This window comes from Sphingomonas phyllosphaerae 5.2 (assembly GCF_000419605.1).
GTDB classification, from domain to species: domain Bacteria; phylum Pseudomonadota; class Alphaproteobacteria; order Sphingomonadales; family Sphingomonadaceae; genus Sphingomonas; species Sphingomonas phyllosphaerae_B.
On sequence record NZ_ATTI01000001.1, the window covers coordinates 1374092 to 1400096 of the forward strand.

At 67.0% G+C, this 26005-nt stretch carries 24 protein-coding genes; 14 read left to right on the forward strand and 10 right to left on the reverse strand.

From position 1 onward, the window contains the following. Positions 1-21: 21 nt before the first annotated feature. Positions 22-1380 carry a protein adenylyltransferase SelO family protein gene (locus tag SPHPHY_RS0106420; protein ID WP_022685875.1) on the reverse strand — a complete coding sequence of 453 codons (1359 nt, stop codon included), beginning with the start codon at positions 1378-1380 and terminating at the stop codon, positions 22-24. Positions 1381-1418: 38 nt separating this feature from the next. On the opposite strand from SPHPHY_RS0106420, the gene SPHPHY_RS0106425 reads away from it, so the two are divergent. The 3 genes from SPHPHY_RS0106425 to SPHPHY_RS0106435 are packed head-to-tail and all read left to right on the forward strand — an operon-like array spanning position 1419 to position 4221. Next, positions 1419-2291, forward strand: coding sequence for an alpha/beta fold hydrolase (locus tag SPHPHY_RS0106425; protein WP_028056565.1), 873 nt, complete (start codon positions 1419-1421; stop codon positions 2289-2291). A gap of 41 nt (positions 2292-2332) precedes the next feature. Continuing rightward, positions 2333-3091, forward strand: a complete 759-nt coding sequence (locus tag SPHPHY_RS0106430; protein WP_022685877.1) for an SDR family oxidoreductase — start codon at positions 2333-2335, stop codon at positions 3089-3091. After that, complete coding sequence (locus tag SPHPHY_RS0106435; protein ID WP_022685878.1) at positions 3091-4221, forward strand: glycosidase; 1131 nt, start codon at positions 3091-3093, stop codon at positions 4219-4221. The genes SPHPHY_RS0106430 and SPHPHY_RS0106435 overlap by 1 nt, the downstream gene beginning before the upstream one ends. Positions 4222-4425: 204 nt before the next feature. On the opposite strand, the gene SPHPHY_RS0106440 is transcribed toward SPHPHY_RS0106435, so the two are convergent. Further along, entirely contained in the window at positions 4426-4767 is a 342-nt protein-coding gene (locus SPHPHY_RS0106440; protein WP_231370368.1) for a hypothetical protein, read from the reverse strand. A 33-nt stretch (positions 4768-4800) separates the two neighbouring features. Here SPHPHY_RS0106440 and SPHPHY_RS0106445 point away from each other — a divergent pair, with 33 nt between their 5' ends. The 3 genes from SPHPHY_RS0106445 to SPHPHY_RS19560 all read left to right on the forward strand — a co-directional run bounded on the left by SPHPHY_RS0106445 (position 4801) and on the right by SPHPHY_RS19560 (position 7878). Then, on the forward strand, positions 4801-5916 hold the full coding sequence (locus tag SPHPHY_RS0106445) for a glycosyltransferase family 4 protein (protein ID WP_022685880.1): 1116 nt from the start codon (positions 4801-4803) through the stop codon (positions 5914-5916). 74 nt (positions 5917-5990) lie between these two features. Beyond that, positions 5991-7394, forward strand: coding sequence for an NAD(P)H-dependent flavin oxidoreductase (locus SPHPHY_RS0106450; RefSeq protein WP_022685881.1), 1404 nt, complete (start codon positions 5991-5993; stop codon positions 7392-7394). A gap of 46 nt (positions 7395-7440) precedes the next feature. Further along, positions 7441-7878: a hypothetical protein gene (locus tag SPHPHY_RS19560; protein ID WP_043129960.1), complete on the forward strand. Its 438-nt coding sequence runs from the start codon at positions 7441-7443 to the stop codon at positions 7876-7878. 592 nt (positions 7879-8470) lie between these two features. On the opposite strand, the gene SPHPHY_RS0106460 is transcribed toward SPHPHY_RS19560, so the two are convergent. Together SPHPHY_RS0106460 and SPHPHY_RS0106465 are read right to left on the reverse strand one after the other, a co-directional pair. Continuing rightward, positions 8471-8662, reverse strand: coding sequence for a hypothetical protein (locus SPHPHY_RS0106460; RefSeq protein ID WP_022685883.1), 192 nt, complete (start codon positions 8660-8662; stop codon positions 8471-8473). A gap of 351 nt (positions 8663-9013) precedes the next feature. Continuing rightward, entirely contained in the window at positions 9014-10012 is a 999-nt protein-coding gene (locus SPHPHY_RS0106465) for a 2-hydroxyacid dehydrogenase (protein ID WP_028056568.1), read from the reverse strand. Between the two features lie 74 nt (positions 10013-10086). On the opposite strand from SPHPHY_RS0106465, the gene SPHPHY_RS0106470 reads away from it, so the two are divergent. From SPHPHY_RS0106470 to SPHPHY_RS0106485, 4 genes are read left to right on the forward strand one after another with little or no spacing between them, the layout of a single operon-like run. Beyond that, complete coding sequence (locus SPHPHY_RS0106470) at positions 10087-10581, forward strand: SH3 domain-containing protein (protein WP_331271014.1); 495 nt, start codon at positions 10087-10089, stop codon at positions 10579-10581. Beyond that, a complete protein-coding gene (nadC, locus tag SPHPHY_RS0106475) occupies positions 10578-11438 on the forward strand; it encodes a carboxylating nicotinate-nucleotide diphosphorylase (RefSeq protein WP_022685886.1) in 861 nt (286 codons plus the stop codon). The genes SPHPHY_RS0106470 and nadC overlap by 4 nt, the downstream gene beginning before the upstream one ends. Next, positions 11435-11944 (forward strand): hypothetical protein, encoded by a 510-nt coding sequence (locus tag SPHPHY_RS0106480; protein ID WP_022685887.1) that lies wholly within the window; start codon positions 11435-11437, stop codon positions 11942-11944. The genes nadC and SPHPHY_RS0106480 overlap by 4 nt, the downstream gene beginning before the upstream one ends. Beyond that, a complete protein-coding gene (locus SPHPHY_RS0106485; RefSeq protein ID WP_022685888.1) occupies positions 11941-12660 on the forward strand; it encodes a ribonuclease T2 in 720 nt (239 codons plus the stop codon). Before SPHPHY_RS0106480 ends, SPHPHY_RS0106485 begins: the two co-directional genes overlap by 4 nt. 181 nt (positions 12661-12841) lie before the next feature. On the opposite strand, the gene SPHPHY_RS0106490 is transcribed toward SPHPHY_RS0106485, so the two are convergent. The 6 genes from SPHPHY_RS0106490 to SPHPHY_RS0106515 all read right to left on the reverse strand — a co-directional run bounded on the left by SPHPHY_RS0106490 (position 12842) and on the right by SPHPHY_RS0106515 (position 20309). Then, the gene (locus tag SPHPHY_RS0106490) at positions 12842-14020 is read right to left on the reverse strand and encodes a vWA domain-containing protein (protein ID WP_022685889.1); all 1179 of its coding nucleotides are present in this window, start codon (positions 14018-14020) and stop codon (positions 12842-12844) included. A 4-nt stretch (positions 14021-14024) separates the two neighbouring features. Beyond that, entirely contained in the window at positions 14025-14876 is an 852-nt protein-coding gene (locus SPHPHY_RS0106495) for an AAA family ATPase (RefSeq protein ID WP_022685890.1), read from the reverse strand. Between the two features lie 63 nt (positions 14877-14939). Beyond that, the gene (locus SPHPHY_RS0106500) at positions 14940-15599 is read right to left on the reverse strand and encodes a DUF6975 family protein (protein ID WP_028056570.1); all 660 of its coding nucleotides are present in this window, start codon (positions 15597-15599) and stop codon (positions 14940-14942) included. Positions 15600-15779: 180 nt separating this feature from the next. Further along, positions 15780-17813, reverse strand: a complete 2034-nt coding sequence (gene rpoD, locus SPHPHY_RS0106505; RefSeq protein ID WP_022685892.1) for an RNA polymerase sigma factor RpoD — start codon at positions 17811-17813, stop codon at positions 15780-15782. Beyond that, positions 17813-19708, reverse strand: a complete 1896-nt coding sequence (gene dnaG, locus SPHPHY_RS0106510) for a DNA primase (protein ID WP_028056571.1) — start codon at positions 19706-19708, stop codon at positions 17813-17815. Before dnaG ends, rpoD begins: the two co-directional genes overlap by 1 nt. A 148-nt stretch (positions 19709-19856) precedes the next feature. Then, entirely contained in the window at positions 19857-20309 is a 453-nt protein-coding gene (locus tag SPHPHY_RS0106515) for a GatB/YqeY domain-containing protein (RefSeq protein WP_022685893.1), read from the reverse strand. Between the two features lie 95 nt (positions 20310-20404). Here SPHPHY_RS0106515 and carA point away from each other — a divergent pair, with 95 nt between their 5' ends. From carA to greA, 4 genes are all read left to right on the forward strand, one after another. Beyond that, positions 20405-21607, forward strand: coding sequence for a glutamine-hydrolyzing carbamoyl-phosphate synthase small subunit (gene carA / locus SPHPHY_RS0106520; RefSeq protein ID WP_022685894.1), 1203 nt, complete (start codon positions 20405-20407; stop codon positions 21605-21607). Beyond that, on the forward strand, positions 21604-22095 hold the full coding sequence (locus tag SPHPHY_RS21910; protein ID WP_156025048.1) for a hypothetical protein: 492 nt from the start codon (positions 21604-21606) through the stop codon (positions 22093-22095). Before carA ends, SPHPHY_RS21910 begins: the two co-directional genes overlap by 4 nt. Beyond that, complete coding sequence (carB, locus tag SPHPHY_RS0106525; RefSeq protein ID WP_022685895.1) at positions 22095-25439, forward strand: carbamoyl-phosphate synthase large subunit; 3345 nt, start codon at positions 22095-22097, stop codon at positions 25437-25439. Before SPHPHY_RS21910 ends, carB begins: the two co-directional genes overlap by 1 nt. 88 nt (positions 25440-25527) lie before the next feature. Beyond that, positions 25528-26004 carry a transcription elongation factor GreA gene (gene greA, locus SPHPHY_RS0106530; RefSeq protein ID WP_022685896.1) on the forward strand — a complete coding sequence of 159 codons (477 nt, stop codon included), beginning with the start codon at positions 25528-25530 and terminating at the stop codon, positions 26002-26004. Position 26005: the final 1 nt, after the last annotated feature.

Sequence of the window (26005 nt, forward strand, 5' to 3'; positions counted from 1 at the left end):
GCCGTGGCGGAAGGGGGATCGTCAGGCGAGCGCGTCGCCCATCGTACGGATCGCGTCGATTTTGGCGTGGAAGCGCGTCCAGTCGTCGGCGGCGGCGACCGGCGCCCAGATCGCCTCGACCTCCTCGATCAGCATCGCACACGGTTCGCCCTGCCAATAGGCGTGGTCGCGTGCGCGCCGTGCGCCATAGGGCGCGAGCCGCGTGCGAACCTCGTCCCATTCGGTGCCGTAATGGGCGGGCAGGTCCTGCGCGAAGGCATCGAAGAAGAAACGGTCGACCGCCACGCCGGTGCCGCGCAGCGCGCGCTCGACCGACTGGACGACGGCGCGGTCCTCTTCCGCCGCACGCGGGCGGCGCCCGAGCCGCCAGAGCACCGCTGCGGCGATCGCGGGCTGATAATGCTCCGCGAAGCGATCGAGCGCGGCGATCAGCGGTTCGGACTCCGCGATCTGGCGCAGCGCGCCGGCCAGTTGCATGACATCCCACAGGATCGCCTCGGGCTGCCGGCCGAAGGCGTAGAGCCCGGCGTGGTCGAAATAGGCAGCGACGAACGCCGGATCCCATACCGGAGCGAATCGCCACGGGCCGTAGTCGAAGCTTTCGCCCGTGACGTTGATGTTGTCGGAATTGAGCACGCCATGGACGAATCCGGCGGCCATGTAGCGCGCGGCGAGGACGGCGGTACGCTCGACGACCAGTTCGAGCAGGCGTACCGGGTCCTCGCCTTCCTCACCGTAGAGTTCGCGCAGGACGTAGCCGGTGAGACGGCGCAGCGCATCCTCGTCGCGGTTATAGGCAAGCCGCTGGAACGTACCGATGCGGACGTGCGAATGGCTGAGCCGCACGAGCACCGCGCCGCGGGTCGGCGAAGGTTCGTCGTTGCGTTCCAGTGCTTCGCCGGTCTCGATCAGCGAGAAGCTGCGCGAGGTCGGGACGTTCAGCGCCTCGAGCATTTCGGTTGCCAGCACCTCCCGCACGCCGCCCTTCAGGGTCAGGCGACCATCGCCGAAGCGGCTCCACGGCGTCTGGCCGGAGCCCTTCGTGCCGAGGTCCAGCAACCGCCCGCGGCCGTCGCGGAGCTGTGCGAAGGTGAAGCCACGTCCGTCGCCGATATCGGGGTTGTACACGCGGAACTGATGCCCGTGATAACGCAGCGCCAGCGGCTGTTCGAGGGTATCAGGCAGGGGGGCGAAGCGGCCGAAATGGGCGATCCATTCCGCGTCGTCGAGCTTGTCCAGGCCGACCTGTGCGGCGGCGCGGTCGTTGCGGAAGCGCAGCCGCGTCTCGGGAAAGCGCGCCGCATCGACGACGTCGTAGAATGGCTCGCCGAGTGCGGTCAGCGGGCGTTCGGGGCGATATGCTTGCGGGTCCACGGCCATGCCGCGATATGGGGGTCGGGCGGCAGAAGGCGCAAGCGATGGCGGAATTTCGTGACATCTACTGGTGGTCGGCCGACGGGCTGCGCCTGCACGCGCACGATTATCCGGGGGCGGCGGACGTGCCGCCGGTGCTGTGCCTGCCGGGGCTGACGCGCAATGCGCGCGACTTCGCCGACGTGGCGCGCACGATCGCCCCCGGGCGGCGGGTGATCGCGCTGGACTTTCGCGGCCGTGGCGAGAGCGGCTATGCCAAGGATCCGATGACCTATGTCCCGCTGACCTATGCGCAGGACGTGGTCGCGCTGCTTGCGGAGCAGGGGATCGAACGGTTCGCCTGCATCGGCACGTCGCTGGGCGGGATCGTGACGATGTTGCTGGCGGGGATGGTGCCGGGGCGGATCACGGGTGCGCTGCTGAACGATGTCGGGCCGGAGATCGAGGCGGCGGGGCTGTCGCGGATCCGCGGCTACGTCGGCAAGCCCAGCACCTGGCCGACGTGGATGCACGCCGCACGCGGAGTGCAGGAGGGCAATGCCGCCGCCTATCCCGACTGGACGATCGAGAAATGGCTGGCGATGGCCAAGCGGCTCTATCGGCTTAATTCGGCCGGGCGGATCGTGCTCGACTACGACATGAAGATCGCGGAGCCGTTCCGTCTGCCGGGCGGTGAGGCGGGGCCGGACATGTGGCGCGCGCTGGCCGGATTGTCCGGGGTGCCGGTGCTGGTGGTGCGCGGGGCGGCCAGCGATATCCTCTCGGCCGATGTCGCGGCGCGGATGGTGGCCGCGCTGGCGGACGCCGCGCTGGTGACGGTGCCGCGGGTCGGCCACGCGCCGATGCTGGACGAGCCGGCGGTGCAACCTGCGTTGCAACACTGGCTGGCGCGCAGCGGGAACCGCGTTGCGGATTGAGGCGCTGTCGCGGTCCTGACGATAGCCGCCGAAGGACCAGCATGACCGACGCCCGCGATACCCACACCGAGGTGCTGCCCCTGAAGGGACGCCGTGCCGCCATCACCGGAGGAACGACCGGGATCGGGCGCGCGATCGCGCGGTTGCTGGCGGCGGAAGGCGCGCATGTGTTCGTCGGCGGGACCGAGCAGGCGCATCTCGATGAGGCGCTGGCGGATATCAGTGCGGTCGGGAACGGCGCGGGCGGGCTCTTCGACCTGTCCGATCCCGACAATGTCGCCGCGTTCCTGGCGGCGGCAGGCGAGGCGATGGGCGGCTACGACATCGTCGTCGCGAACGCCGCGGAGGCCGCATCAGGGCTGACCGAAATGGACGAGGCGGCGGTGCGCCACGCCATCTCGTTGAACTTCACGCAATATCTGCTGCTCGCGCATCGCGCCGCGGACGAGATGGCAGCGGGCGGCGACATCGTGATGATCGGTTCGACCAGCGCCTATGTGCTGGGGCCGCACTCCACGGTCTATGCGGCGATCAAGCACGGATTGCAGGGCTTCTCCATCGCGCTGCGCCGCGAACTGGGCGGCAAGGACATCCGTGTCGCGCTGGTCGAGCCGGGCAAGACCGGTTCCGACATGCAGATGCCCGATATCGATCCGGCGCAGCAACGCGAGCAGATCCGCGCCGGGCAGATGCTGCGCGCCGAGGATATCGCGGTCGGCGTGCAGTACCTGCTGACACAGCCGCGACGCACGGTGATCCAGCGGCTGACGATCAGCCCGCGGGTGCAGGAGGAAGAGTGATGCGCACGTGGCCGCATGATGCGCTGGTCTTCACGCCGCACGACGTGGACCTGTCGCGCTCACCGCTGGCGGGAAAGATCGACGCCGAGACCTATGTGCTGGGCGCGTTCAATCCGGGGATGACGCGGCTGCCGAACGGCAACCTGCTGCTGATGGTGCGGGTCGCCGAGGCGTTGCGCCATCCGGTTCGCGAGCAGCAGATCCATGCGATCCGCTGGGACGATGGCGCTTATGTGCTAGATGCATGGCCGTTGTCGCTGGTCGACACGTCCGATCCGCGCAAGTTCATGATGCGTGGGGCGGGATGGAAGGTGATGGCGCTGACGTCGCTGTCGTGGTTGCTGCCGGTCGAGCTCGACGCCGAGGGGCGCGCCGTGGTGGCGGTGCATTACGACCGCGCGATCGCGCCGCGCACGAGCTATCAATGCTATGGCGTCGAGGACGCGCGGATCAGTCGCGTCGACGGACGCTATTACATGACGACCTGCTCGGTCAGCCCGGAGCGGCATTCGACCACGCTCTATACCAGCGACGATGCGCTCGACTGGACGCTGGAGGGGATCGTCCTGGATCACCAGAACAAGGACATGCTGATCTTCGAAGGGAAGGTGGCGGACAAGTTCTGGGCGCAGACGCGGCCATTGGGGGACCTGTATTTCGCCTATCCGCCGGAAGCGGAATGGCGTGCCGGGCCGTCGATCAATCTGGCGACCTCTCCCGATGCGCTGCACTGGAAGCCGTACGATCAACCCGGCATTCGTCCGCATGCCAAGACGATGGCGACCGCGCGGATGGGCGGCGGGGCGCCGCCGGTCGCGGCCGAGGTCAACGGGCAGCCGGGCTGGCTGTCGCTGTGGCACGGGGTGGAGCCATCGGGCGTGGTCGGCATCTATCGCACGTATTGGACGCTGCTGGACCGCGACGATCCGGCGCGGGCGCTCGCCACGAGCGACGTGCCGCTGCTCGATCCGGCACCCGACCTGCTGAAGCCGCTGGCGGAACTGCTCTACGTCCAGGACGTGGTGTTCACGACCGGGATCGTCGACGGCGGCGCGCATTGGATCGTCGCGAGCGGCGAGGCGGATCTGGCATGCCGGATCACGCACATCCCGAAGGACGCTGTGGACTGACGGGCGTGTTGCGGAGTGGCGGTTTTTTCCGGCGCCCCTGACCGGTGGTATGCGTCACCGGCGCGGTGCGGCCACAGCGGTAGTTCGCCTCGTGAGCACATACGGCGAAGCCCGGGACGACGGTTCGTCCCGGGCTCCACCTGAACCAAGGTCTCAGCGGGTTTCGCGATCGCCCGGGTGGGGATCGCGAAACCCGCCGGAAGATCAGTTGCTGTCGGAATCGTCGTTGTCGTCGACGACGATGATCACGCCGGCGGCGACGACCGCAGCGGCGAGGACCAGACCGATGATGGCGCCCGGTGCGGCGAGCTCGCTCTTGCCCTTGGCGGCGGTGCCGGCGCGTGCCGACTTTGCAACCGACAGCGATGACGCCGGGTTGGAGACCGGCGCGGCCATGGCGGGAGCGGCTGCCAGGGTCATGGCGGCGGCGGCGGCGAACATCGAAGCGATCTTCATCATGGGTCTCCTAAACGGTGTCGAATAAAGAGCACACTCCTTGTCGCGGTTCCGGCGCGATAGGAAGCGGAAGATGATGCGCGGCAGCATTTCGGACGTTATGTGGCGGCTATGTCACAAGCGATGTCCATTTTTTACACTTTCGACGTCTTCGATCCCGATGGTACGGAGCCGTGGAGCCGGCGCGCGGTGCAATTGATGACCGCGTTCGGAGACCGCGCGCGACATGTCGTGGCGGCGCAGGACTGTCGCGGAACATTGCCGCCCGGCGTGCGCGGCGAGCTGGCGCAGGTGGTGCCGCCGCTGACCGGGGCGGTGTCGGTGGCCCGGTACGAAGCGATCGCGCGGGCGATGCGCGGGCACGATCTGGTGCTGAGCCACGGCGCCGGGGCAATCGACGCGGTGATGGCGCGGCGTGCTTTTCCGCGCGATACGCCGCCGATCGTCCATCACGAGGATCCGGCCGCGGCGACGGTCGGCGGCAGCGCGCGACTGTACCGGCGGATCGCGCTCGGCGCCGCCGCGGGACTGGTGGTGAGCGGGACGGCGGCTGCGGAGACGGCGCGCGCGCGGTGGAAGGTGGCGGCCGACCGGGTCCATGCGATCCCGGACGGCGTCGACCTGCCGGCGTATGCGCGTGTGCCGGATGCGAAGGCCGTCGCCGGCTTCCGCCGCAAGCCAAGCGACGTGGTGATCGGCGTGGTTGCCGACCGATCGGGCGCTGACGATATCGCCTTGCTGGTGCGCGCGGTCGCCGGGCTGGCGGCGCGGTTCCGGCTGGTGGTGATCGGCGCCGTGGAAGGCGGCGAAACGCGCGACGCGGTGGAGCGCGCCGCGCTGGCGATGGGGATCGATGACCGGCTGCTGCTGCCGGGCGCGATCGCTCCGGCGGCACGCTATCTCGGCGGGTTCGACGTGCTGCTGCTGCCGATGCGTGGCGGGCCGGCGCCGGCGATCGTGGTGGAGGCGATGGCGGCGGGGTTGCCGGTGATGGCGCTGCGCGGCAGCGGGGCCGAGGGGGTGCTTTCCGCGGAGAATGGTGCGCTGCTGTCGCCGTTCGCGGCCGAGGTGCCGCTGCGGGACGCGCTCCAGCCGCTGGCGACCGACGCGGGGCTTCGCGCGCAGGTGGGCGCGGCGAACCGCGCACGTGCCGCGGCTATGCATGACGGCGCTGCGATGATCGCGCGATCGGCGGCGGTTTACGCCGCCGCGATGGGCAAGCCGGGCATACTCGGCTGAGTCGCATTTTGGTCGCGTCCCGGCCCGATTGCTTTATACGGGGCGCTTCCATCTTTCGTGAAACGGGAAAACGCGTGTTCAAGGGGCTGAAGCCGATCGTCTATGGAGGCCGCGAGGTCTGGCCGCTGGTGGAAGGTGGCAAGGGTGTCGCCGCGACCAATCACGCCTCGGCCGGTGCCTGGGCGGCGGCGGGCGGGATCGGCACCGTTTCGGCAGTGAACGCCGACAGCTATGATCCCGACGGCAAGATCATCCCGCAGATCTATCGTGCGCTGACCCGGCGCGAGCGGCACGAAGAACTGATCGAATATGCGATCGAAGGTGCAGTGCAGCAGGTGCAGCGCGCGTGGGAAATCGCGGGCGGCAAGGGCGCGATCAACATCAACGTGCTGTGGGAAATGGGCGGCGCACCGCGTATCCTGCACGGCGTGCTGGAGCGCACGCGCGGGCTCGTTTCGGGCGTCACCTGCGGCGCGGGGATGCCGTACAAGCTGAGCGAGATCGCCTCGTCCTACAACGTCAGCTATCTGCCGATCGTCAGCAGCGGCCGCGCGTTCCGCGCGCTGTGGAAGCGAGCCTATTCCAAGGCCAGCGAGTGGCTGTCGGCGGTGGTCTACGAGGACCCGTGGCTGGCGGGCGGGCACAATGGCCTGTCGAATGCCGAGGACCCGCTGAAGCCCGAGGATCCCTACCCGCGTGTGAAGGCGCTGCGCGAGACAATGCGCGAGGGCGGGGTGCCCGATACGACCCCGATCGTGATGGCGGGCGGCGTCTGGTACCTGCGCGACTGGAACGACTGGATCGACAATCCGGAGCTGGGGCAGATCGCGTTCCAGTACGGCACGCGGCCGCTGCTGACGCAGGAAAGCCCGATCCCGGAGGGCTGGAAGGCCAAGCTGACGCAGATCGAGGAAGGCGAAGTGCTGCTGCACCGTTTCTCGCCGACCGGCTTCTATTCGTCGGCGGTGCGCAACCCGTTCCTGCGTTCGCTGGAGGCGCGGTCCGACCGGCAGATCGCGTTCTCGACGCAGGAGGCGGGCGACCATGTCTTTCAGCTGGACGTCGGCGTGAAGGGCAAGAACTTCTGGGTGACGCGCGGCGACCTGCTGCGTGCGCGCGAGTGGTTCGGCGCCGGCTTCACCGATGCGCTGAAGACGCCGGACAACACGCTCGTCTTCGTCTCGCCGCAGGAAAAGGGTGAGATCCGCAAGGATCAGGCCGATTGCATGGGTTGCCTGAGCCAGTGCCTGTTCTCGAGCTGGGCGGACACCGAGACGAACTCGACCGGGCGGCTGGCCGATCCGCGCAGCTTCTGCATCCAGAAGACGCTGCAGGATATCGCGCACGGCGGTGATACCGATGCGAACCTGATGTTCGCGGGCCATTCTGCCTATAACTTCAAGCGTGATCCGTTCTATTCGAACGGCTTCGTGCCAACGGTGAAGCAGCTGGTCGATCGCATCCTGACGGGCGACTGAGACGCGGGAGGGGCGGCCTCCGGTTGCGCTGCCCGTGAACCCGTCTGTGCGCCTGCTTACGACGACGTTGTCGCAGGTGGCGGCGGCCTTGCGGTCGGCGCATGACCCGTGGTGGGTAATCGGCAGCGCGGCGGTGTGGCTGCACGGCGTCGGCACCGCGGTATCCGACGTCGACGTGCTGACCAGCGCCAGCGACGCGCGTGCCATGCTGGCGGCGTGGCCGGATGCGGTGATCGGTGCGGCCGGCGAGCGCTTCCGCTCGCAGCCGTACGCGCGATTGCCGGGCCGAGGGCTGCCGATCGAGATAATGGCGGGGCTCGAGGTGCGGGTCGGCCACATCTGGCCGGCGGTGCGGCCGATGACGCGCACGGCACGAGGCGGCGTGTTCGTGCCGGAGCGGGCGGAGCTGGTGGCGATCCTGCGGCTGTTCGGGCGTGACACGGATCTGCGGCGTGCTGCTCTGCTGGAGCGAGGGGTGGTTTAGGTCGGCCCGGCGCTTTGGCCCTGGCCTTGTGCCGGTCCCTTCAGGCAGTGATCGACATCCAGCGTCTTGCGGGTGCCAGGCTGCTCGCGATTGACGATGATCCAGCTGTTCTGGCGAGCCGCGCCGCCACGATCGGGCAGACCAGTCCCCCCTGCTCGTCATCGCGAGCATCGCGACGTAATCCAGCGTTCCGCACGACGCCCTGGCTTGTTTCGATAGCAATGATGGCACTTGCAGGGCGCTGGCGGAATGTCGATTGATCCCGGCACGACTCCGTAGAGCAACGCTTTGCCAGCCACTTGCTTCGACGGGCTCATCATGACGGGGTGGGGCACTGATCGATGCCGATCGACGGTAAGTCTCTACGTTCGACCTAAACGATCCCCTTTGCGGGTTCGCGGCACTGCGCCAGAGTTCCGTCGTTCAGGTCGTTGGGGGATAGTGAGCATCTGTATCGCAACCAGGGTGGCGATCCACGCGAGATGATATCGGATCACGCCGGCTCAGTGTCGCGACATTCGATTCTCCCGAAGCAGAACGGCGCGCCACCGTTCCCGGTGACGCGCCGTTCTTGTCGCTGCTGCGGCGCCGCTCAGTCGACGACGGTGCCGACCACCGCGCCACCGACCCCGCCGACTGCTGCGCCCTTCTCGACGCTGCCACCGGTTGCTGCTGCAACACCGGCGCCACCCGCGCCGCCGATCGCCGCGCCGCGCAGCGTCGAGCACGCCGACATCGACACGGCGGCGGTGACGAGCAGGGCGGACATTGCGATCTTTTTCATGTGTTTGTTTCCTGTGCTGGTGAATGGCGCGTCAATGCGGCGGTGCCGGCAGGGTTCCGAACGGACATGCTTCGTCACGGACGGGCAGTACCTTTGCGCGGCGTGGATTGCGGCACGGGAATGTCGCCGACGCGCGCAGGCAGACCTGCGCGCACGCGACTGGTGGGCCATGATGGAAAACTCCACACCCCCGACCATGCGTCGATCGCGTCCGCAGCGAGGCCGTACGCGGCCCTGACGCTGACAGCGTCCAGGCGGCGGCGATCCATCAGGCGTTATGCCGGGGCTACAGCGAACGTGTCACGGCCGCATCGATCCCGGGCGGCGGGGAGCCGATTTCGCCAGCCCGCGTCAGGCCCAGCCCTCGAGCACCTGGTCGGGCGGGCGATGGCCATCCGCCCACATGCGGATATTGGCGATGACGCGCTCACCGGAGGCGACACGGCCCTCCCACGTCGCCGAGCCCATGTGCGGGGTCATGACGACATTGGAGAGCGCGAGCAGCCGCGGGTCGATTTCGGGTTCGTGGCGCCAGACGTCGAGTCCGGCACCGGCAAGCCGCTTGTCCTCCAAGGCGCGGATCAGCGCATCCTCGTCGAGAATGCCACCGCGGCTGGCGTTGATGACGAAGACGTGGGGGCGTAGCAGCGCGATGCGGCGCGCGTCGATCAGGTCGCGGCTGTCGGCATTGAGCGGGGTGTGGATCGTCAATATGTCGATCGCGCCGAGCAACTCGTCGAGATGTGGGTGCCATTGCGCGTTCAGCTCGGCCTCCACGACTTTCGGCAGCCGCTGACGGTTGTGATAATGAATCGAGAGTCCGAAAGCGCGTGCTCGGCGTGCGACCGCCTGCCCGATGCGACCCATGCCGACGATGCCGAGCGCCTTGCCGCCGATCCGGTAGCCGAGCATCCCGCCCGGGCTCCAGCCCTTCCATTCCCCCGCGCGGACCAGCTTCTCGCCCTCGGCAAGCCGGCGCGGGACGGAGACAATCAGCGCCATCGTCATGTCGGCGGTGTCCTCCGTCAGGACGCCGGGCGTGTTGGTGACGATGATGCCGCGCGCGCGTGCCGCCTTCAGGTCGATGTGATTCACGCCGGCACCGAAATTGGCGATCAGCCGCAGCCGTGGCCCGGCACCCTCGATCAGCGCGGCGTCGATCGTGTCGGTGACCGCGGGCACCAGCACGTCGCATTCCGCCATCGCCGCGGCGAGCGCGTCGCGGCGCATCGGCAGGTCGTCGGGATTGGCGACGACATCGAACAGCTCGTCGAGCCGCCGCATCACGACGTCGGGCAAGGCCCGCGTCACGATCACCTTGGGATGGGCGCAGCGTCGCGGATCGGCCATGCCGAGGGGATTGGCGAAGACGTGCGCGTGCGTCAACGGTTGATGCCGCACGCGAAGCGTGGCTAGAGAGCGACGTGAACAGGGATCATCTCTCGATCGTGGCGATGGCGGCGTGCCTGTCGATCATCGCCCCGTCGCCGGCCGCCGCGGCGAGCGAGCCGAAGAAGCCACCCTTTACCGGGTCGATCGCCGCATCGCGCGCGCGGATGCGGACCGGGCCGGGGCGCAACTTCCCCGCCAGCTGGATCTACGTGCGTCCCGACCTGCCGGTGCGCGTGCTGGAGGCCTTCAAGGAATGGCGGCGGGTCGAGGACCCGGACGGGACGCAGGGGTGGATGCTCAACGCGCTGCTGAGCAGCACGCGGACCGCGATCGTGCGCGGGACCGAGCCGGCCGAACTGCACGATCGGCCGGGCGGGCCGACGATCGTCTGGCGCGCGCAGCCGGGCGTCGTCGGGCGGATCACGCGCTGCGGCAACGGATGGTGCCGGTTCGATGTGAAGGGGCAGGCGGGATTCATCCAGACCGATCGCATCTGGGGTGTCGAAATGTCGGAGCGACTGCCATGACTTTCCGGCTTGACGGGTTCGACCTCGACGCATTCGTCGCGGCGACGCTGGCAGAGGATCTGGGGCCGGAGGGTGCAGGAGGGGGCGGCGACGTCACATCCGCCGCCGTGATCCCGGCCAGCGCGCGGTTCGAGGCGGTGATGGACAGCCGCGACGCGATCACGGTGTGCGGGCTGGAGATCGCGGCGGCGTTCTTCCGGCACCTCGACGCGAACGCCATGGTCGAGATGCTGGTGCGCGACGGCGCACGGGTGCCGGGCGGGACGGCGTTGATGCGCGTCACCGGCAACGCGCGCGCATTGCTGACCGCCGAGCGATCGGCGCTGAACACCGTCCAGCATCTTTCGGGCATCGCGACGCTGACCGCCCGCTACGTCGATGCGATCGCGGAGAGCGGCGCGACGTTGCTCGACACGCGCAAGACGATCCCGGGACTTCGGCGGCTGGAGAAATATGCGACGCGGACCGGCGGCGCGCAGAACCACCGCATGGGGCTGTGGGACGCCGCGATGATCAAGGACAATCACGTCGCGGTCGCCGGCGGAGTCGGCAAGGCAGCGGCATTGGCGAAGGCGGCGGGGATCGCCACGATCATCGTCGAGGTCGACCGGATCGACCAGATCGAACCGGCGCTGACCGCGGGCGCGACCCACCTGCTGCTGGACAACATGCCGCCCGACGTACTGCGCGCCGCCGTGGCGATCGTTGCCGGGCGGGTGCCGACCGAGGCGTCGGGTGGCGTGACGCTGGACACGATCGGCGCGATCGCGCGCACCGGCGTGTGCTATGTCAGCGTCGGGCGGATCACCCAGTCGGCTCCCGCCGCCGACATCGGGCTGGATTTTGCAGAGTTATGACCGAGCCGACGACAAGGAAGAAGACGCCGAAGCCGGTGGCGAAGATCACGCTGCGCGAACGGTTGCTGCCGGCCGGGCGACCGCCATCGATCGAGCGGTTCGAGCGATTGTACCTCGCATCGTTCGCGGTTTCGCTGCTTGGCTGGGCGTTCAGCTGGCAATCGACCGCCGACCGGCTGGCGATCGATCCGAAGACCGCGGCGTTCGGCTGGCTCCTGCCCGCGGCGCTGGCGCTGAGCGGTGCGATCACGGTGCTGCTATGGTATCTGATCGCGCGGCGCGCGAGCCTGGCGGCGAAATGGGTCGTGACGATCCTGACCGGGCTGGCGGTGGTGCGGTTCGTCATCAACCTGATGGTGGTGTTTCGCGGATCGGTGCCGATGGTCGCGACCTTGCTGTCGGCGGCGATCGTCGTGTTGAGCGTCGCGGCGACGGTGCAGTTGTTCAAGGCCGATGCCCGAGCGTGGTTCGGCGAAGACCTGAGCGCGGAGGAAGACGCGGAATGACGAAGGCGATCTCATGGGCCGTGGCAGCGATGGTGGCGCTCGCCGCGCCGGGGGTGGCGAGCGCGCAGGCGCTGTCGTGCGCGATCCCCACCGACGTGCCGCGGCCGCGCCCCGACCTGCCGACGGCGAGCCAGCCAGCGCGGCGCCTGCCGATCGGCAGCTATACGCTGGCGATCAGCTGGAGCCCCGAATATTGTCGCAGCAACGGCGACCGGCCCGGTGCGCGCTTCCAGTGCGGATCGAACAACCGCTTCGGCTTCGTGCTGCACGGGCTGTGGCCGGACGGCGTCGGCAAGGACTGGCCGCAATATTGCCGCGCCACCCCGCTGCTGTCGCGGCAGGTGATCCGCCGCACGTTGTGCGCTACGCCGTCCCCGCAGCTGTTGCAGCACGAATGGTCGAAGCACGGGACGTGCATGGCGGGCTATACGCCGGAGCGCTATTTCGGGCGGTCGACGGCGATGTTCCGCGCCCTGCGCTTTCCCGACATGACGCGGCTGGCGCAGGCGCCGATCACCGCCGGCCGGCTTGCGGAAGCGATCGCCGCGGCAAATCCGGGCCTGCGCGCGGACATGATGCGGGTGACGGGGACGCGCGGCGGGGCGCTGGACGAAGTGTGGCTGTGTACCGACAAGCGCTTCCGGTACGCGCGGTGTCCGGGGCATCAAGGCGGGCTCGATCCGTCGGCGCGGATTACGATCGCGGCGCTGCGGTAGGCGGAGCGCCGCGTTGCGTCGGGTGCCGTTTCCCGGCGCGGCGTAACGCGCCCGCCGCGTGGCGCATCATCCGTGAGCGCGCTTCGCCGGTATCGTGCAGGAGGCCGTGCTCCACGGCATGTCGCGTGGAACAGCCCTAGCGGGACAAGGACAGCGTTTCGTCGGCCCTCCGGGGCGCGACCTACCGCTTGCGGGTCAGTTCGCGCATCGCGGCGTCCAGCCCGTCCAGGGTCAGCGGGTACATGCGGTCGCCCATCAGCTCGCGGACGAGCGCGATCGAGGTGGTGTAGCTCCAGTGCGCCTCGGGCAACGGGTTGAGCCACGCCGCGGCCGGATAGGTGGCGGTCAGGCGTTGGAGCCAGACCGCGCCGGGCTCGTCGTTCATATGCTCCACCGAGCCGCCGGGTTGGGTCAGCTCATAGGGGCTCATCGACGCATCGCCGACCAGCAGCAGCTTGTGGTCGTGCCCGAAGCGGTGAAGCACGTCCCAGAGTGGCGTGCGTTCCTGGAAGCGGCGACGATTGTCCTTCCACACGCCTTCGTACGGGCAGTTGTGAAAGTAGAAGAATTCGAGATGCCGGAACTCGGCAGTGGCGGCGGAGAACAGTTCCTCGCACAGCCGGACATGCGGATCCATAGAGCCGCCGACGTCGAGGAACAGCAGCAGCTTCACCGCATTCCGCCGTTCCGGGCGCATCGCGACGTCCAGCCAGCCACGCCGTGCGGTGCCGGCGATCGTCGCGTCCATGTCGAGCTCGTCGGCCGCGCCCTCACGCGCAAAGCGACGCAGGCGGCGCAATGCGACCTTGATGTTGCGGGTACCGAGCTCGCGGGTGTTGTCGAGGTCGCGGAAGGCGCGCTGTTCCCAGACCTTGATCGCGCGGTGGTGGGTCGATTCACCGCCGATACGGATGCCCTCGGGATTGTAGCCGGCGTTGCCGAACGGACTGGTTCCGCCGGTGCCGATCCACTTCGACCCGCCCTGATGCCGCGCGTGCTGCTCCTCCAGACGCTGGCGCAGCGTGTCCATGATCGCGTCCCATGAACCGAGCGCCTCGATCTTCGCCATCTCCTCGGCGCTCAGATAACGCTGGGCGATCGCCTTCAGCCATTCCTCCGGGACGTCGCCGCCCGTCTGCGCGAACGATATCTCCACGCCCTTGAAGACGCGCGCGAACACCTGGTCGAATCGATCGAACAATCCCTCGTCCTTCACGTAGACCGCGCGCGAAAGATGGTAGAATTCCTCCGGCGTGCGTTCGATCACCCCGGCGCGCAGCGCGTCGAGGAGCAGCAGATGCTCCTTCATGCCCACCGGGATGCCGGCGGCGCGCAGTTCGTCGAGGAAGGCGAGGAACATCGAGTCAGGGCCGCGTGCCGCGCCGGGCCATGAAGGCCAGCCGTTCGAACAGCATCACGTCCTGTTCGTTCTTGAGCAACGCACCGTGCAGTGGCGGGATCGCCTTCGTCGGATCGCGATTCTGGAGCACCTCGAGCGGCATATCCTCGTGCAGCAGCAGCTTCAGCCAGTCGAGGAGTTCGCTGGTCGAGGGTTTCTTCTTGAGGCCGGGGACGTCGCGGACCTCGTAGAAAATGTCCATCGCGCGCGATACCAGCAGCTTCTGGATGCCGGGGAAGTGGACGTCGACGATCGCCTGCATCGTCTCGCGATCGGGAAAGCGGATGTAGTGGAAGAAGCAGCGGCGCAGGAAAGCGTCGGGCAGCTCCTTCTCGTTGTTCGAGGTGATGACCACGATCGGGCGCCGTTCGGCGCGGACGGTCTCGCCGGTTTCGTAGACGTGGAACTCCATCCGGTCGAGCTCCTGGAGCAGATCGTTGGGGAACTCGATATCCGCCTTGTCGATCTCGTCGATCAGCAGCACCGGCGGCACGGGGCGGGTGAACGCCTCCCACAATTTGCCGCGGCGGATGTAGTTGCCGATGTCGTGGACGCGCGGGTCGCCGAGCTGGCCATCGCGCAGCCGCGCAACCGCATCATATTCGTAGAGACCCTGTTGCGCGCGAGTGGTCGATTTGACGTTCCACTCGATCAACTCGGCACCCAGCGCGCGCGCGATTTCCTGTGCCAGTACGGTCTTACCGGTGCCAGGCTCGCCCTTGACCAGCAGCGGCCGACGCAGCGTGACAGCGGCGTTGACCGCCACTTTCAGGTCATTGGTCGCGACGTAATCCTGCGTGCCGTTAAAGCGCTGCATCCATCATCCCGTTCGTCATCGAAGATCGGGTATGGATAGCGGCTCCGGCGGGGCCGAAGCAAGTTACATCCCGTGACGCGCGGCGGCGCGCGATTCGAGCAATTGCCAAAGGCCGCGATGCTGCGCGAGCATCTGCTGCGCACCGAAAGCCATAGCGCGCTCGACCGAGGCATTGGCCTCGACGGTGCGAAGCAGCGCAATCGCCTGCGCCGTGGCGTCGGCGAAGGGCGCGCCCGCGGGAAGCGCCATGCGCCGCGCACAGCCGTCCAGCACGCCGCGCACCGCCGCCCAGTCCAGGACGAAGGCCACCGCGGTGCCGGTCGCACAGCCCGCGCGGCTGGAGCGTGCCAGCATTTCCAGGGCGTTACGCTGGCCGAGAATGGCGGCCTGCGACGCCGCCTGCCCGGGGGTAGAGGGAAGCGGACCGGCAGCGGCGGTAAGCCGGACCAGCAGCGCGCGCTCGCCGCTCATCGTCACGACCGCCTGTTCCAGCCAAGCAGTGGCGAGCGGATCGACGCTGCCGTTGCGGGCATGATCGACGATGCCTGGGAAGGCGCCGTGAATGACGCACAGCGCGTGGATCGCATCGGCGATATCGCGAAGTGTCGCGCTCGTCTGCATCAGTGCGCGCGCATGCGGCGCATTGGCAGTGCCGTCGGTGGCCACCATCGCCAATATCGTGTCGGCGCGGCCCGCCGGCCGCTCTTCGATTGCGATGGTCACGCTATCCTCCACGAAATTCCGTCGGTTAACGCAATACGCGCAGCCGACGGGACGGTCGTAGCGAGAGGATGTAAAGGCGCGGTTTACAGTGGCTTGTATTGCGACGAACGACCCGTACGGAAACGTTTCGATATATACCAAAAAAACCCGCCGGCGCATCGCCGGCGGGTTAACCCGGGCTTATTGGTCGAGGAAGCTACGCATCTTGCGGCTGCGCGACGGGTGCTTCAGCTTGCGCAGCGCCTTCGCCTCGATCTGGCGAATACGCTCGCGCGTGACGCTGAACTGCTGACCGACCTCCTCCAGCGTGTGATCGGTGTTCATCCCGATCCCGAAGCGCATCCGCAGCACGCGCTCCTCGCGCGGGGTGAGGCTGGCGAGCACGCGGGTGACGGTCTCCTTGAGGTTCGCCTGGATCGCGGCATCGACCGGGATGACCGCATTCTTGTCCTCGATGAAGTCGCCGAGATGCGAATCCTCCTCGTCGCCGATCGGCGTTTCGAGGGAGATCGGCTCCTTGGCGATCTTCATCACCTTGCGCACCTTCTCCAGCGGCATCGAGAGGCGCTCGGCCATCTCCTCCGGGGTCGGCTCGCGCCCCTGCTCGTGCAGGAACTGCCGGCTGGTGCGCACCAGCTTGTTGATCGTCTCGATCATGTGGACCGGGATACGGATCGTGCGCGCCTGATCGGCGATCGAGCGCGTGATCGCCTGGCGGATCCACCACGTGGCGTAGGTCGAGAACTTGTAGCCGCGACGATATTCGAACTTGTCGACCGCCTTCATGAGGCCGATGTTGCCTTCCTGGATCAGATCCAGGAATTGCAGCCCGCGATTCGTGTATTTCTTGGCGATCGAGATCACCAGGCGCAGGTTCGCCTCGACCATCTCCTTCTTGGCGATACGCGCCTCGCGCTCCGCCTTCTGGACCATGTTGACGATGCGGCGGAACTCGCCGAGCGCCATGCCGGTCTGCTGCGAAATCTCGCTAATTTCGGTACGGATGCGGTCGATCGCCGCGACCTCGTTGGTCGCGAACGCGGTCCACTTCTTGTCGAGCCCGGACACCGAGGCGACGAAGCCCTCGTCCAGCTCATGCCCCATGTAGCGGTCGAGGAAATCCTTGCGGTTGACCTTGTGGCGCTCGGCCAGACGCAGCATCTGCCCGCCCAGCGTCGTCAGGCGCCGGTTGTAGCTGTAAAGCTGGTCGACCAGATATTCGATCTTGGTCTGGTGAAACTGCACGCTCTCGACCTCGGCGGTGAGGTCCTCGCGCAGCTTCTGGTACTTGCGCTCCTCGGCGGCCGACAGGTCGTCGCCCGACGACATCGCCTCCAGCCGGTTCTCCTGCATCTTGGAGAATTTGCGGTAGATCGCGGTGATGTTGGCGAACTTCTCGAGCGCCTGCGGCTTGAGCGTCTCCTCCATCTGCGCGAGGCTGAGGGTGTTATCCTCCTCCTCGTCGTCCGACGGGCGCGGCGTGCGCCGCTCGGTCATGTCGTCCTCGTCGTCGGCCGGCGCCTCTTCGGGCTCGTCCTCTTCCTTGAACTGCGGACCGGTGTTCGACGCGCTGATCTCGCCGGCGGTGTCGTCCTCCGCACCCTCGACCTGCTCGGCGGACGGACCCTTGGACAGCATCGCGTCGAGATCGACGATCTCGCGCAGTTGCATCGTGCCCTCGTTGAGCGCGGTCGACCAGTCGATGATCGCGTTGAAGGTGATCGGGCTTTCGCATAGCCCGAGGATCATCGTGTCGCGGCCGGCCTCGATGCGCTTGGCGATCGCGATCTCACCCTCACGCGAAAGGAGCTCGACCGCCCCCATCTCGCGCAGGTACATCCGCACCGGATCGTCGGTACGGTCGATCGTTTCCTTCTTCTTCTCGATCGCGGGCGCGGCGCCATCGGCCTCGCCGCCGTCGACGGCTTCCTGCTCGTCGTCGTCGGCGCGCTCCTCCGGCTCACCGTCCTCGCCGGCCTCCTCGTTCTCGACGATGTTGACGCCCATCTCGTTAAGCGCCGACATCACGTCCTCGAGCTGGTCGGACGACATCTGATCCTGCGGCAGCGCTTCGTTGAGCTGGTCGTAGGTGATGTAGCCGCGCTTCTTGGCGCGTGCGATCAGCTTCTTGATGTTCGCGTCGTTCAGGTCGATCAGCGGGGCATCGGCCACTTCCGCGCCTTCGTCAGCTCCGCCACCGTTCATCTTCGCCATCAATCGTCCTCGGGTCCAAGCGCGCGGGCGTCTTCGTTTGCCTGCACCAGATTTGCAAGCCGCTCGTCCAGCGCCCGCTGTTCGTTCACCAATGCCACTTGTCGTTCAAACGCTTCGGTAGTGAAATGCGTCTTCATCGCAGAGGTTGCCTCTGCCAGAGCCGCATCTACTTCAGGCCTCGCGACCAGTACCGCGATCGCCTCATCAAGGTCATCGCGCGCCTGTTTCTCGTCGCCGCCAGCGCGATTGAACGAATAGTGCATCGTATCGGCTCTAAGAAGATCGTGGGAGATCGCTTCGAAACCGGACCGCGCCAATATGGTGATAAGCCGTCCGCTATCAAGCGCGCCGTCCCGCCGGTCCTCGAGTGCGACATCCACGACCGCCTCGAACAGCCGCCCGAGCGCCCCGTCGGCGAGCTTGAGGCTGCCGAGAACCTCCATGTGGCGCGCGATTTCAGCCGGATGGCGAATCAGACCGGCCAGCACCGCCTTCGCGACGACGGGATCGATCCCGCCCGCCGCGCGGACCTTCTTGGCATCCTCGGTGACGGGAAGGGGTGGGGGCGTCCATTTCTGCCCCGGCTTGCGCTGCCCCATCGGGTAGAAGGGCTGGCGTTGCTGGAAGGATTGGCGGTTGCGCGCGAAACGCTCGTCGAAGCGATCACGAAACTCGGCCTTATACTCGGACTTGACCGATGAATCGGCGATCGTTTCGGCCAGTTCGGCCAACCGCTTCTTCAGCCCGGCACGCTGCTCGGGCGTGTCGAGCGGCTCTGCGGCGAGTTCGTGCTTCCAGAGGCGGTCGACCAGCGGCTCCGCCTCGCGCGCAACCGCTTCGAACGCGGGCGCGCCCTTCGCGCGGATCAGGTCGTCGGGGTCATGGCCCTCCGGCAGGGTCGCAAAGCCGAGGCTGCGCCCGGGGGCCAGCATCGGAAGTGCGCGGTGGGCGGCACGGACGGCGGCCTTCTGTCCGGCCTTATCGCCATCGAAGCACAATACCGGCACGTCGACGACGCGCCACAACCGCTCCAGCTGCTGCTCGGTCAAGGCGGTGCCGAGTGGGGCGACGACCTCGCCGATGCCGGCCTGCGCCAGGGCGATCGCGTCCATATAGCCCTCAACCACGAACAATCGTTCGGTCTTGCGCGCGGCGGCGGCGGCGCGATCGAGATTGTAGAGCGTCCGGCCCTTGTCGAAGAGGGGGGTGTCGGGAGAGTTGAGGTACTTGGGCTCGCCTTCGCCGATGATCCGCCCGCCGAACGCGATCACGCGCCCGCGCGGGTCGCGGATCGGGATCATCAGGCGACCACGAAAGCGGTCGTACGGCTCCTTGCCCTCTACCTGGATCAGCAACCCGGCCTCGACCAGCATCGCGTCGCCGAAATCCTCGAGCGCCGCGCGCAAGCGCCCACGCGCATCCGGGGCGTAGCCGAACCCGAAGGTGCGGCGCGTCGCCTCCTTGATGCCGCGACGTTCGAGCAGCGCGCGCGCCTCCGCGCCGTCGATCCCGCCGAGCTGCTGCGTGAACCAGTCGGCCGCCGCCTGCATGACGTCGTAGAGCGACTTCGCCTTTTCGGCGCGCTGCGCCGCGCGCGCGTCCTGTGCGGGCACTTCCATGCCGGCAGCGGCGGCGAGTTCCTTCACCGCGTCCATGAACGGCAGGCCCTGATGATCGGTCAGCCAGCGAATCGCGTCGCCGTGTGCCGAACAGCCGAAGCAATGATAGAAGCCCTTGTCGTCGTTGACGTAGAAGCTGGGCGTTTTCTCGTCATGGAAGGGGCAGCAGCCCTTCGACTCGCGGCCGGCGCGGGTGAGCTTAACCGTCTTGCCCACGAGCGCGGTCAGCGACGTGCGGGCGCGCAGTTCATCAAGGAAGGCGGGAGTAAGGCTCACGCGCTCTTATAACCCATATGTACGGTTCATTCGAGATCGACAAGCGGGTTTGCGGCGCATCGCAGATGCCGCGGTCGAATGGTAAGCCGGCGACGCGATATCCGCGCGCCGGCCCCGTACTTGCGACAACGTACTTGCGACAACGTGCTTACGACAGCGCCGCCTTCACCAGCCCGCTGGCCTTGCTCATGTCGAGCGTGCTGGCGTGGCGGGTCTTCAGCTCCGCCATGACGCGCCCCATGTCCTTCATCCCCGCTGCACCCAGCTCCGCCTTGATCGACTCGATCGCGGCTTTCGTCTCTTCCTCGCTCATCTGCGCGGGCAGGAAGCGTTCGATCACCGCGACCTCGGCCGCCTCCGCCGCCGCCAGTTCGGCGCGGCCACCCTGTTCGAACATCGCGATCGATTCGCGACGCTGCTTCACCATCTTCTGCAACACCTCGATCACCAGCGCGTCGTCGTCCGCCGGCGCCCCGCCGGTGCGCGCCTCGATGTCACGGTTCTTGATAGCGGCCTGGATCAAGCCGATAGCGGCGCGCGCTTCCTTGTCGCCGGCCTTCATCGCCGCGATCTGCGCTGCCTTGATGTCGTCGCGAATCATCCACTCGTCCTTAACAGATTGACGCATCGCCGATGCGTCTCTAGCGGGCGGGGCTTAGCGACATTGCCGACCCATTCAAGGAGTGCCCGCCCATCATGGCCGAGCCCGAGTTTCCGCACGCCCCCATGCCCGACGGTGCCACCGGCGTCCTCGTCCTGGCCAATGGGGAGGTCGCGTGGGGGCGCGGCTTCGGCGCGGAGGGCGTCGCCGTCGGTGAGGTCTGCTTCCACACCGCGATGACCGGCTATCAGGAGATCATGACCGACCCGAGCTTCGCCGGGCAGATCATCACCTTCACCTTCCCGCACATCGGCAACGTCGGTGCAAATCCCGACGACGTCGAGGCGGACAATCCGCACGCCCTTGGCATGATCGTGCGCGAGGACCCCACCGCGCCGTCGAACTTCCGCGCGATGGAGAACCTGTCGGGCTGGATGCAGCGCCATACGCGGATCGGGCTGGCCGGTGTCGACACGCGCGCGCTGACCCGGCGCATCCGCAGCGGCGGCGCGCCCAACGGCGTGATCGCGCATTCGGCAAGCGGGGCATTCGACCTCGACGCGCTGCTGAAGATGGCGCGTGGCTGGCCGGGGCTGGAGGGCATGGACCTCGCCAGGGAGGTGACACGCGAGACGCACGGCCGCTGGGCGGGCGGCATCTGGCGGCTCGGATTTGGCTACGATGTTGGCGATGGTGGCGCCGACGCGGGGCAAAGCGATGCGCCACCGCATGTCGTGGCGATCGATTACGGTAGCAAGTTCAATATCTTCCGCAACATCGTTCAAGCCGGTGCAAAGGTATCGGTCGTACCGGCGAATGCGACCTTCGACGAGATCATGGCGCTGAACCCGGACGGCATCTTCCTGTCGAACGGTCCCGGCGATCCGGCGGCGACCGGCGACTATGCGGTGCCGGTGATCCGGCAACTGCTGGAGACCGGCAAGCCGTTGTTCGGCATCTGCCTCGGGCATCAGCTGCTCGCGCTGGCGGTGGGGGCGCGGACGACCAAGATGTTCCAGGGGCATCGCGGTGCGAACCATCCGGTGAAGCGCGTCGCCGCGGGACCCGACTTCGGGCGGGTCGAGATCACCAGCATGAACCACGGTTTCGCGGTGGAGCGCGACTCGCTGCCCGCGAACGCGCGGGAGACGCATGTGTCGTTGTTCGACGGGAGCAACGCGGGGATCGAGCTGACCGATCGGCCGGCGTTCTCGGTGCAGTACCACCCCGAGGCGAGCCCGGGGCCGCAGGATAGTTTCTATCTGTTCGAGCGGTTCGTCAGTTCGCTGCAGATATGATTGTCGTCGCGGCTATCTCGCTCGCACTCGCTGACGCAGCGTCAGTAGAGCCCAAGCCAATTGAGTGGGGATTTCCTCTAGTTCATGACATGACGTATAATCCGGAAGAAGGTGAACCACAAAAACCTGTTACGGAGATGAGTGCATCTCCAGCTGATCTGTCGATGGCACAGATTTTGCTTTCGACGTTTGAAAACCGCTTCGTCATGTCAGTTTCAAATTGCCCGAATGGTGCAAAACGAATTGATACGAGCGTTACCGTCTCGTCCGATCTTCCTGTTCTGGAACAGGTAGAGAGATTCCGTGCCGCTACCCCTGCTGCGTCGAGCATACAGGTTGCCTGTGGCCTTGATCCCGTGGATCCATTCAACGGAAACTTCTTGCCGCTCTTTTCCGAGTTGATCGAGCGAAGCAAAGCTTACCAAGCTGCACGGACCGAATGGCTTCGGCAGCGTTCCGGTCGAAACTTCAAGAAAAGTAACCGCTGATGCCCAAACGCACCGACATCTCCTCCATCCTCGTCATCGGCGCCGGCCCGATCGTCATCGGGCAGGCGTGCGAGTTCGATTATTCGGGCACGCAGGCGATCAAGGCGCTCAGGGAAGAGGGCTATCGCATCGTGCTGGTCAATTCGAACCCGGCGACGATCATGACCGATCCCGAGCTGGCCGATGCGACCTATGTCGAGCCGATCACGCCGGAAGTCGTCGCCAGGATCATCGAGAAGGAGCGCCCGGATGCGGTGCTGCCGACGATGGGCGGGCAGACTGCGCTGAACACCGCGCTGGCGCTGTTCCGCGACGGCACGCTGGAGAAGTTCGGCGTGACGATGATCGGCGCCGATGCCGAAGCGATCGACAAGGCCGAGGACCGGCTGAAGTTCCGCGACGCGATGGACAAGATCGGGCTGGAGAGTGCGCGCAGCCATATCGCGCATACCGAGAAGGAAGCACTGGCGGGGCTGGAGAAGGTCGGGCTGCCCGCGATCATCCGGCCGAGCTTCACGCTGGGCGGGACCGGCGGCGGCATCGCGTACAACCGCGAGGAATTCGTCGAGATCGTCCGCAAGGGGCTGGACGCGTCGCCGACCACCGAGGTGCTGATCGAGGAATCGCTGCTCGGCTGGAAGGAATATGAGATGGAAGTTGTCCGCGACCGCGCGGACAATTGCATCATCATCTGCTCGATCGAGAACATCGACCCGATGGGCGTCCACACCGGCGACTCGATCACCGTCGCGCCGGCGTTGACGCTGACCGACAAGGAATATCAGATCATGCGCAACGCCAGCATCGCGGTGCTGCGCGAGATCGGCGTGGAGACGGGCGGTTCGAACGTCCAGTTCGCGGTCAATCCCAAGGACGGCCGCCTGATCGTCATCGAGATGAACCCGCGCGTGTCGCGGTCCTCGGCATTGGCGAGCAAGGCGACGGGCTTCCCGATCGCGAAGGTCGCGGCGAAGTTGGCGGTCGGCTACACGCTCGACGAGATCGAGAACGACATCACCGGCGCGACCCCGGCCAGCTTCGAGCCGACGATCGATTATGTCGTCACCAAGATCCCGCGCTTCGCCTTCGAGAAGTTCAAGGGTGCGGAGGCGGTGCTGGGCACTGCGATGAAGTCCGTCGGCGAAGTGATGGCGATCGGGCGCAACATCCACGAATCGATGCAGAAGGCGCTGCGCGGGCTGGAGACCGGACTGTCGGGCTTCAACCATGTCGACCGGCTGGTCGGCGCGCCGCGCGCCGAGATCGAGGCCGCGCTGGCGGTCGCCTCGCCGGACCGGCTGCTGGTCGCGGCGCAGGCGCTGCGCGAAGGCTTCACGGTCGCCGAGGTCCATGCGATCGCCAAATACGATCCGTGGTTCCTGGAGCGGATCGCGGAGATCGTCGCAGCCGAGAATGGCGTGATGAAGGACGGCCTGCCGATCGAGGCCGCGGGCATGCGCCGGTTGAAGGCGATGGGCTTCAGCGACAAACGGCTGGCGTGGCTGGCGCTGCAATCCGCCAATCTGCGCGGCATGTCGCGTGGCATCGCGCGTGGTTCGGGGCTGATCCACGAAGCGGTGAAGGCGATGACCGGCGGGGTGACCGAGGACGAGGTGCGCGAGCATCGCCTGAAGCTGGGCGTGCGCCCGGTGTTCAAGCGGATCGACACCTGCGCGGCCGAGTTCGACGCCAAGACGCCCTACATGTACTCGACGTACGAGGCGCCGACGTTCGGCGAGCCGGAGAACGAGGCGCAGCCGTCAAACCGGCGCAAGATCGTGATCCTGGGCGGCGGGCCGAACCGGATCGGGCAGGGGATCGAATTCGATTACTGTTGCTGTCACGCGTGCTTCGCACTGGCGGACGCGGGCTTCGAGACGATCATGGTCAATTGCAACCCGGAGACGGTGAGCACCGATTACGATACGTCGGACCGGCTGTATTTCGAACCGCTGACCGCAGAGGACGTGCTGGAGATCCTGCACGTCGAACAGCAGGCCGGCGAGCTGGTCGGGGTGATCGTGCAGTTCGGCGGGCAGACGCCGCTGAACCTGGCGCGCGCGCTTGAGAAGGCAGGCATCCCGATCCTGGGCACCAGCCCGGACGCGATCGACCTGGCGGAGGACCGCGAGCGCTTCGCGGCACTGGTCAACCGGCTCAAGCTGTTGCAGCCGTCGAACGGGATCGCGCGCAGCCGCGCGGAGGCGCTGAACGTCGCCAACCGCATCGGCTATCCGGTGCTGATGCGCCCCAGCTACGTGCTGGGCGGGCGCGCGATGGAGATCGTCGACAGCGATCTGCAGCTGGAGGATTATATCCAGACCGCGGTGCAGGTGTCCGGCGACGCACCGGTGCTGATCGACCAATATCTGCGCGACGCGATCGAGGTGGACGTCGACGCGATCTGCGACGGCGAGGACGTGGTGGTCGCGGGCGTGCTCCAGCACATCGAGGAGGCGGGAGTCCATTCGGGCGACAGCGCCTGTTCGATCCCGCCCTATTCGCTGTCGGCGGAGATCATCGCCGAGATCGAACGGCAGACCGAGGCGCTGGCGCACGGGCTGAGCGTGGTCGGGCTGATGAACATCCAGTTCGCGGTGAAGGACGGGCAGGTCTATCTGATCGAGGTGAACCCGCGCGCCAGCCGCACGGTGCCGTTCGTCGCCAAGGCGATCGGCGCGCCGATCGCCAAGATCGCCAGCCGCGTGATGGCGGGCGAGAAGCTGCGCGACCTGCCGAAGATCGACCGCGACATCGCCTATTTCGCGGTGAAGGAGGCGGTGTTCCCGTTCGCGCGCTTCCCCGGGATCGATCCGGTGTTGTCACCCGAGATGAAGAGCACCGGCGAAGTGATGGGGATCTCGACCGACTTCACCACCGCCTTCGCCAAGTCGCAGCTGGGCGCGGGTACGGTGCTGCCACGCAGTGGCGCGGTGTTCGTGAGCGTCAAGCAAAGCGACAAGGACGCGATCGTCCCCGCGGTGCGCGCGTTGGTCGAGGCCGGGTTCACGATCGTCGCGACGACCGGCACCGCCGATCACCTGTCGCGTGCCGGCCTGCCGGTCGAGACGGTGAACAAGGTGGCGCAGGGGCGGCCGCATATCGTCGACCGGATCAAGGACGGGGCGATCGCGCTGATCTTCAACACCACCGAGGGGTGGCAGAGCCTGAAGGACTCGCAGCCGATCCGCGCCTCGGCGGTGGGCGGCAAGGTGCCGTATTTCACCACCGCCTCGGCGGCGGTGCAGGCGGCGGAGGCGATTCGGGCCGCAGTGACGGGCGATACCGACCGCAACCTTGAAGTACGGCCGTTGCAATCCTATTATTCACAGCCGTACAATTGATCCCCGGACATTCGTGTTAATGGCAGGGGCGGCTTTCCCTACAGGGAGGAAAGTCGCCGGGGACGTGTTTTGACGAAGGACTAAGGCGATGGCGACCGTCGAGAAGATGCCGATGCTGCAGGAAGGCTATGAAAAGCTGACTGCGGACCTAAAGCGGCTAAAGACCGAGCGCCCGCTGATCGTCGACGCGATCGAGGAAGCGCGTGCGCACGGCGATCTTTCGGAAAACGCCGAATATCACGCCGCCAAGGAGCGGCAGGGGCAGGTCGAGGCGTCGATCGCCGACATCGAGGACAAGCTGAGCCGCGCGCAGATCATCGATCCGCGCGACCTGTCGGGCGACAAGGTGGTGTTCGGCGCGACCGTGACGCTGAAGGACGAGGACGACAAGCCGGTCCGCTACCAGATCGTCGGGCAGACCGAGGCGGACGCCAAGACCGGGCGGATCAGCTACAATTCGCCGATGGGCCGCGCCTTGATCGGGCGCAGCGTCGACGACGAGGTCGAGGTGTCGGTGCCGGCGGGTGACCGCTATTATCTCGTGTCGAAGATCGAGTTCATCTGAG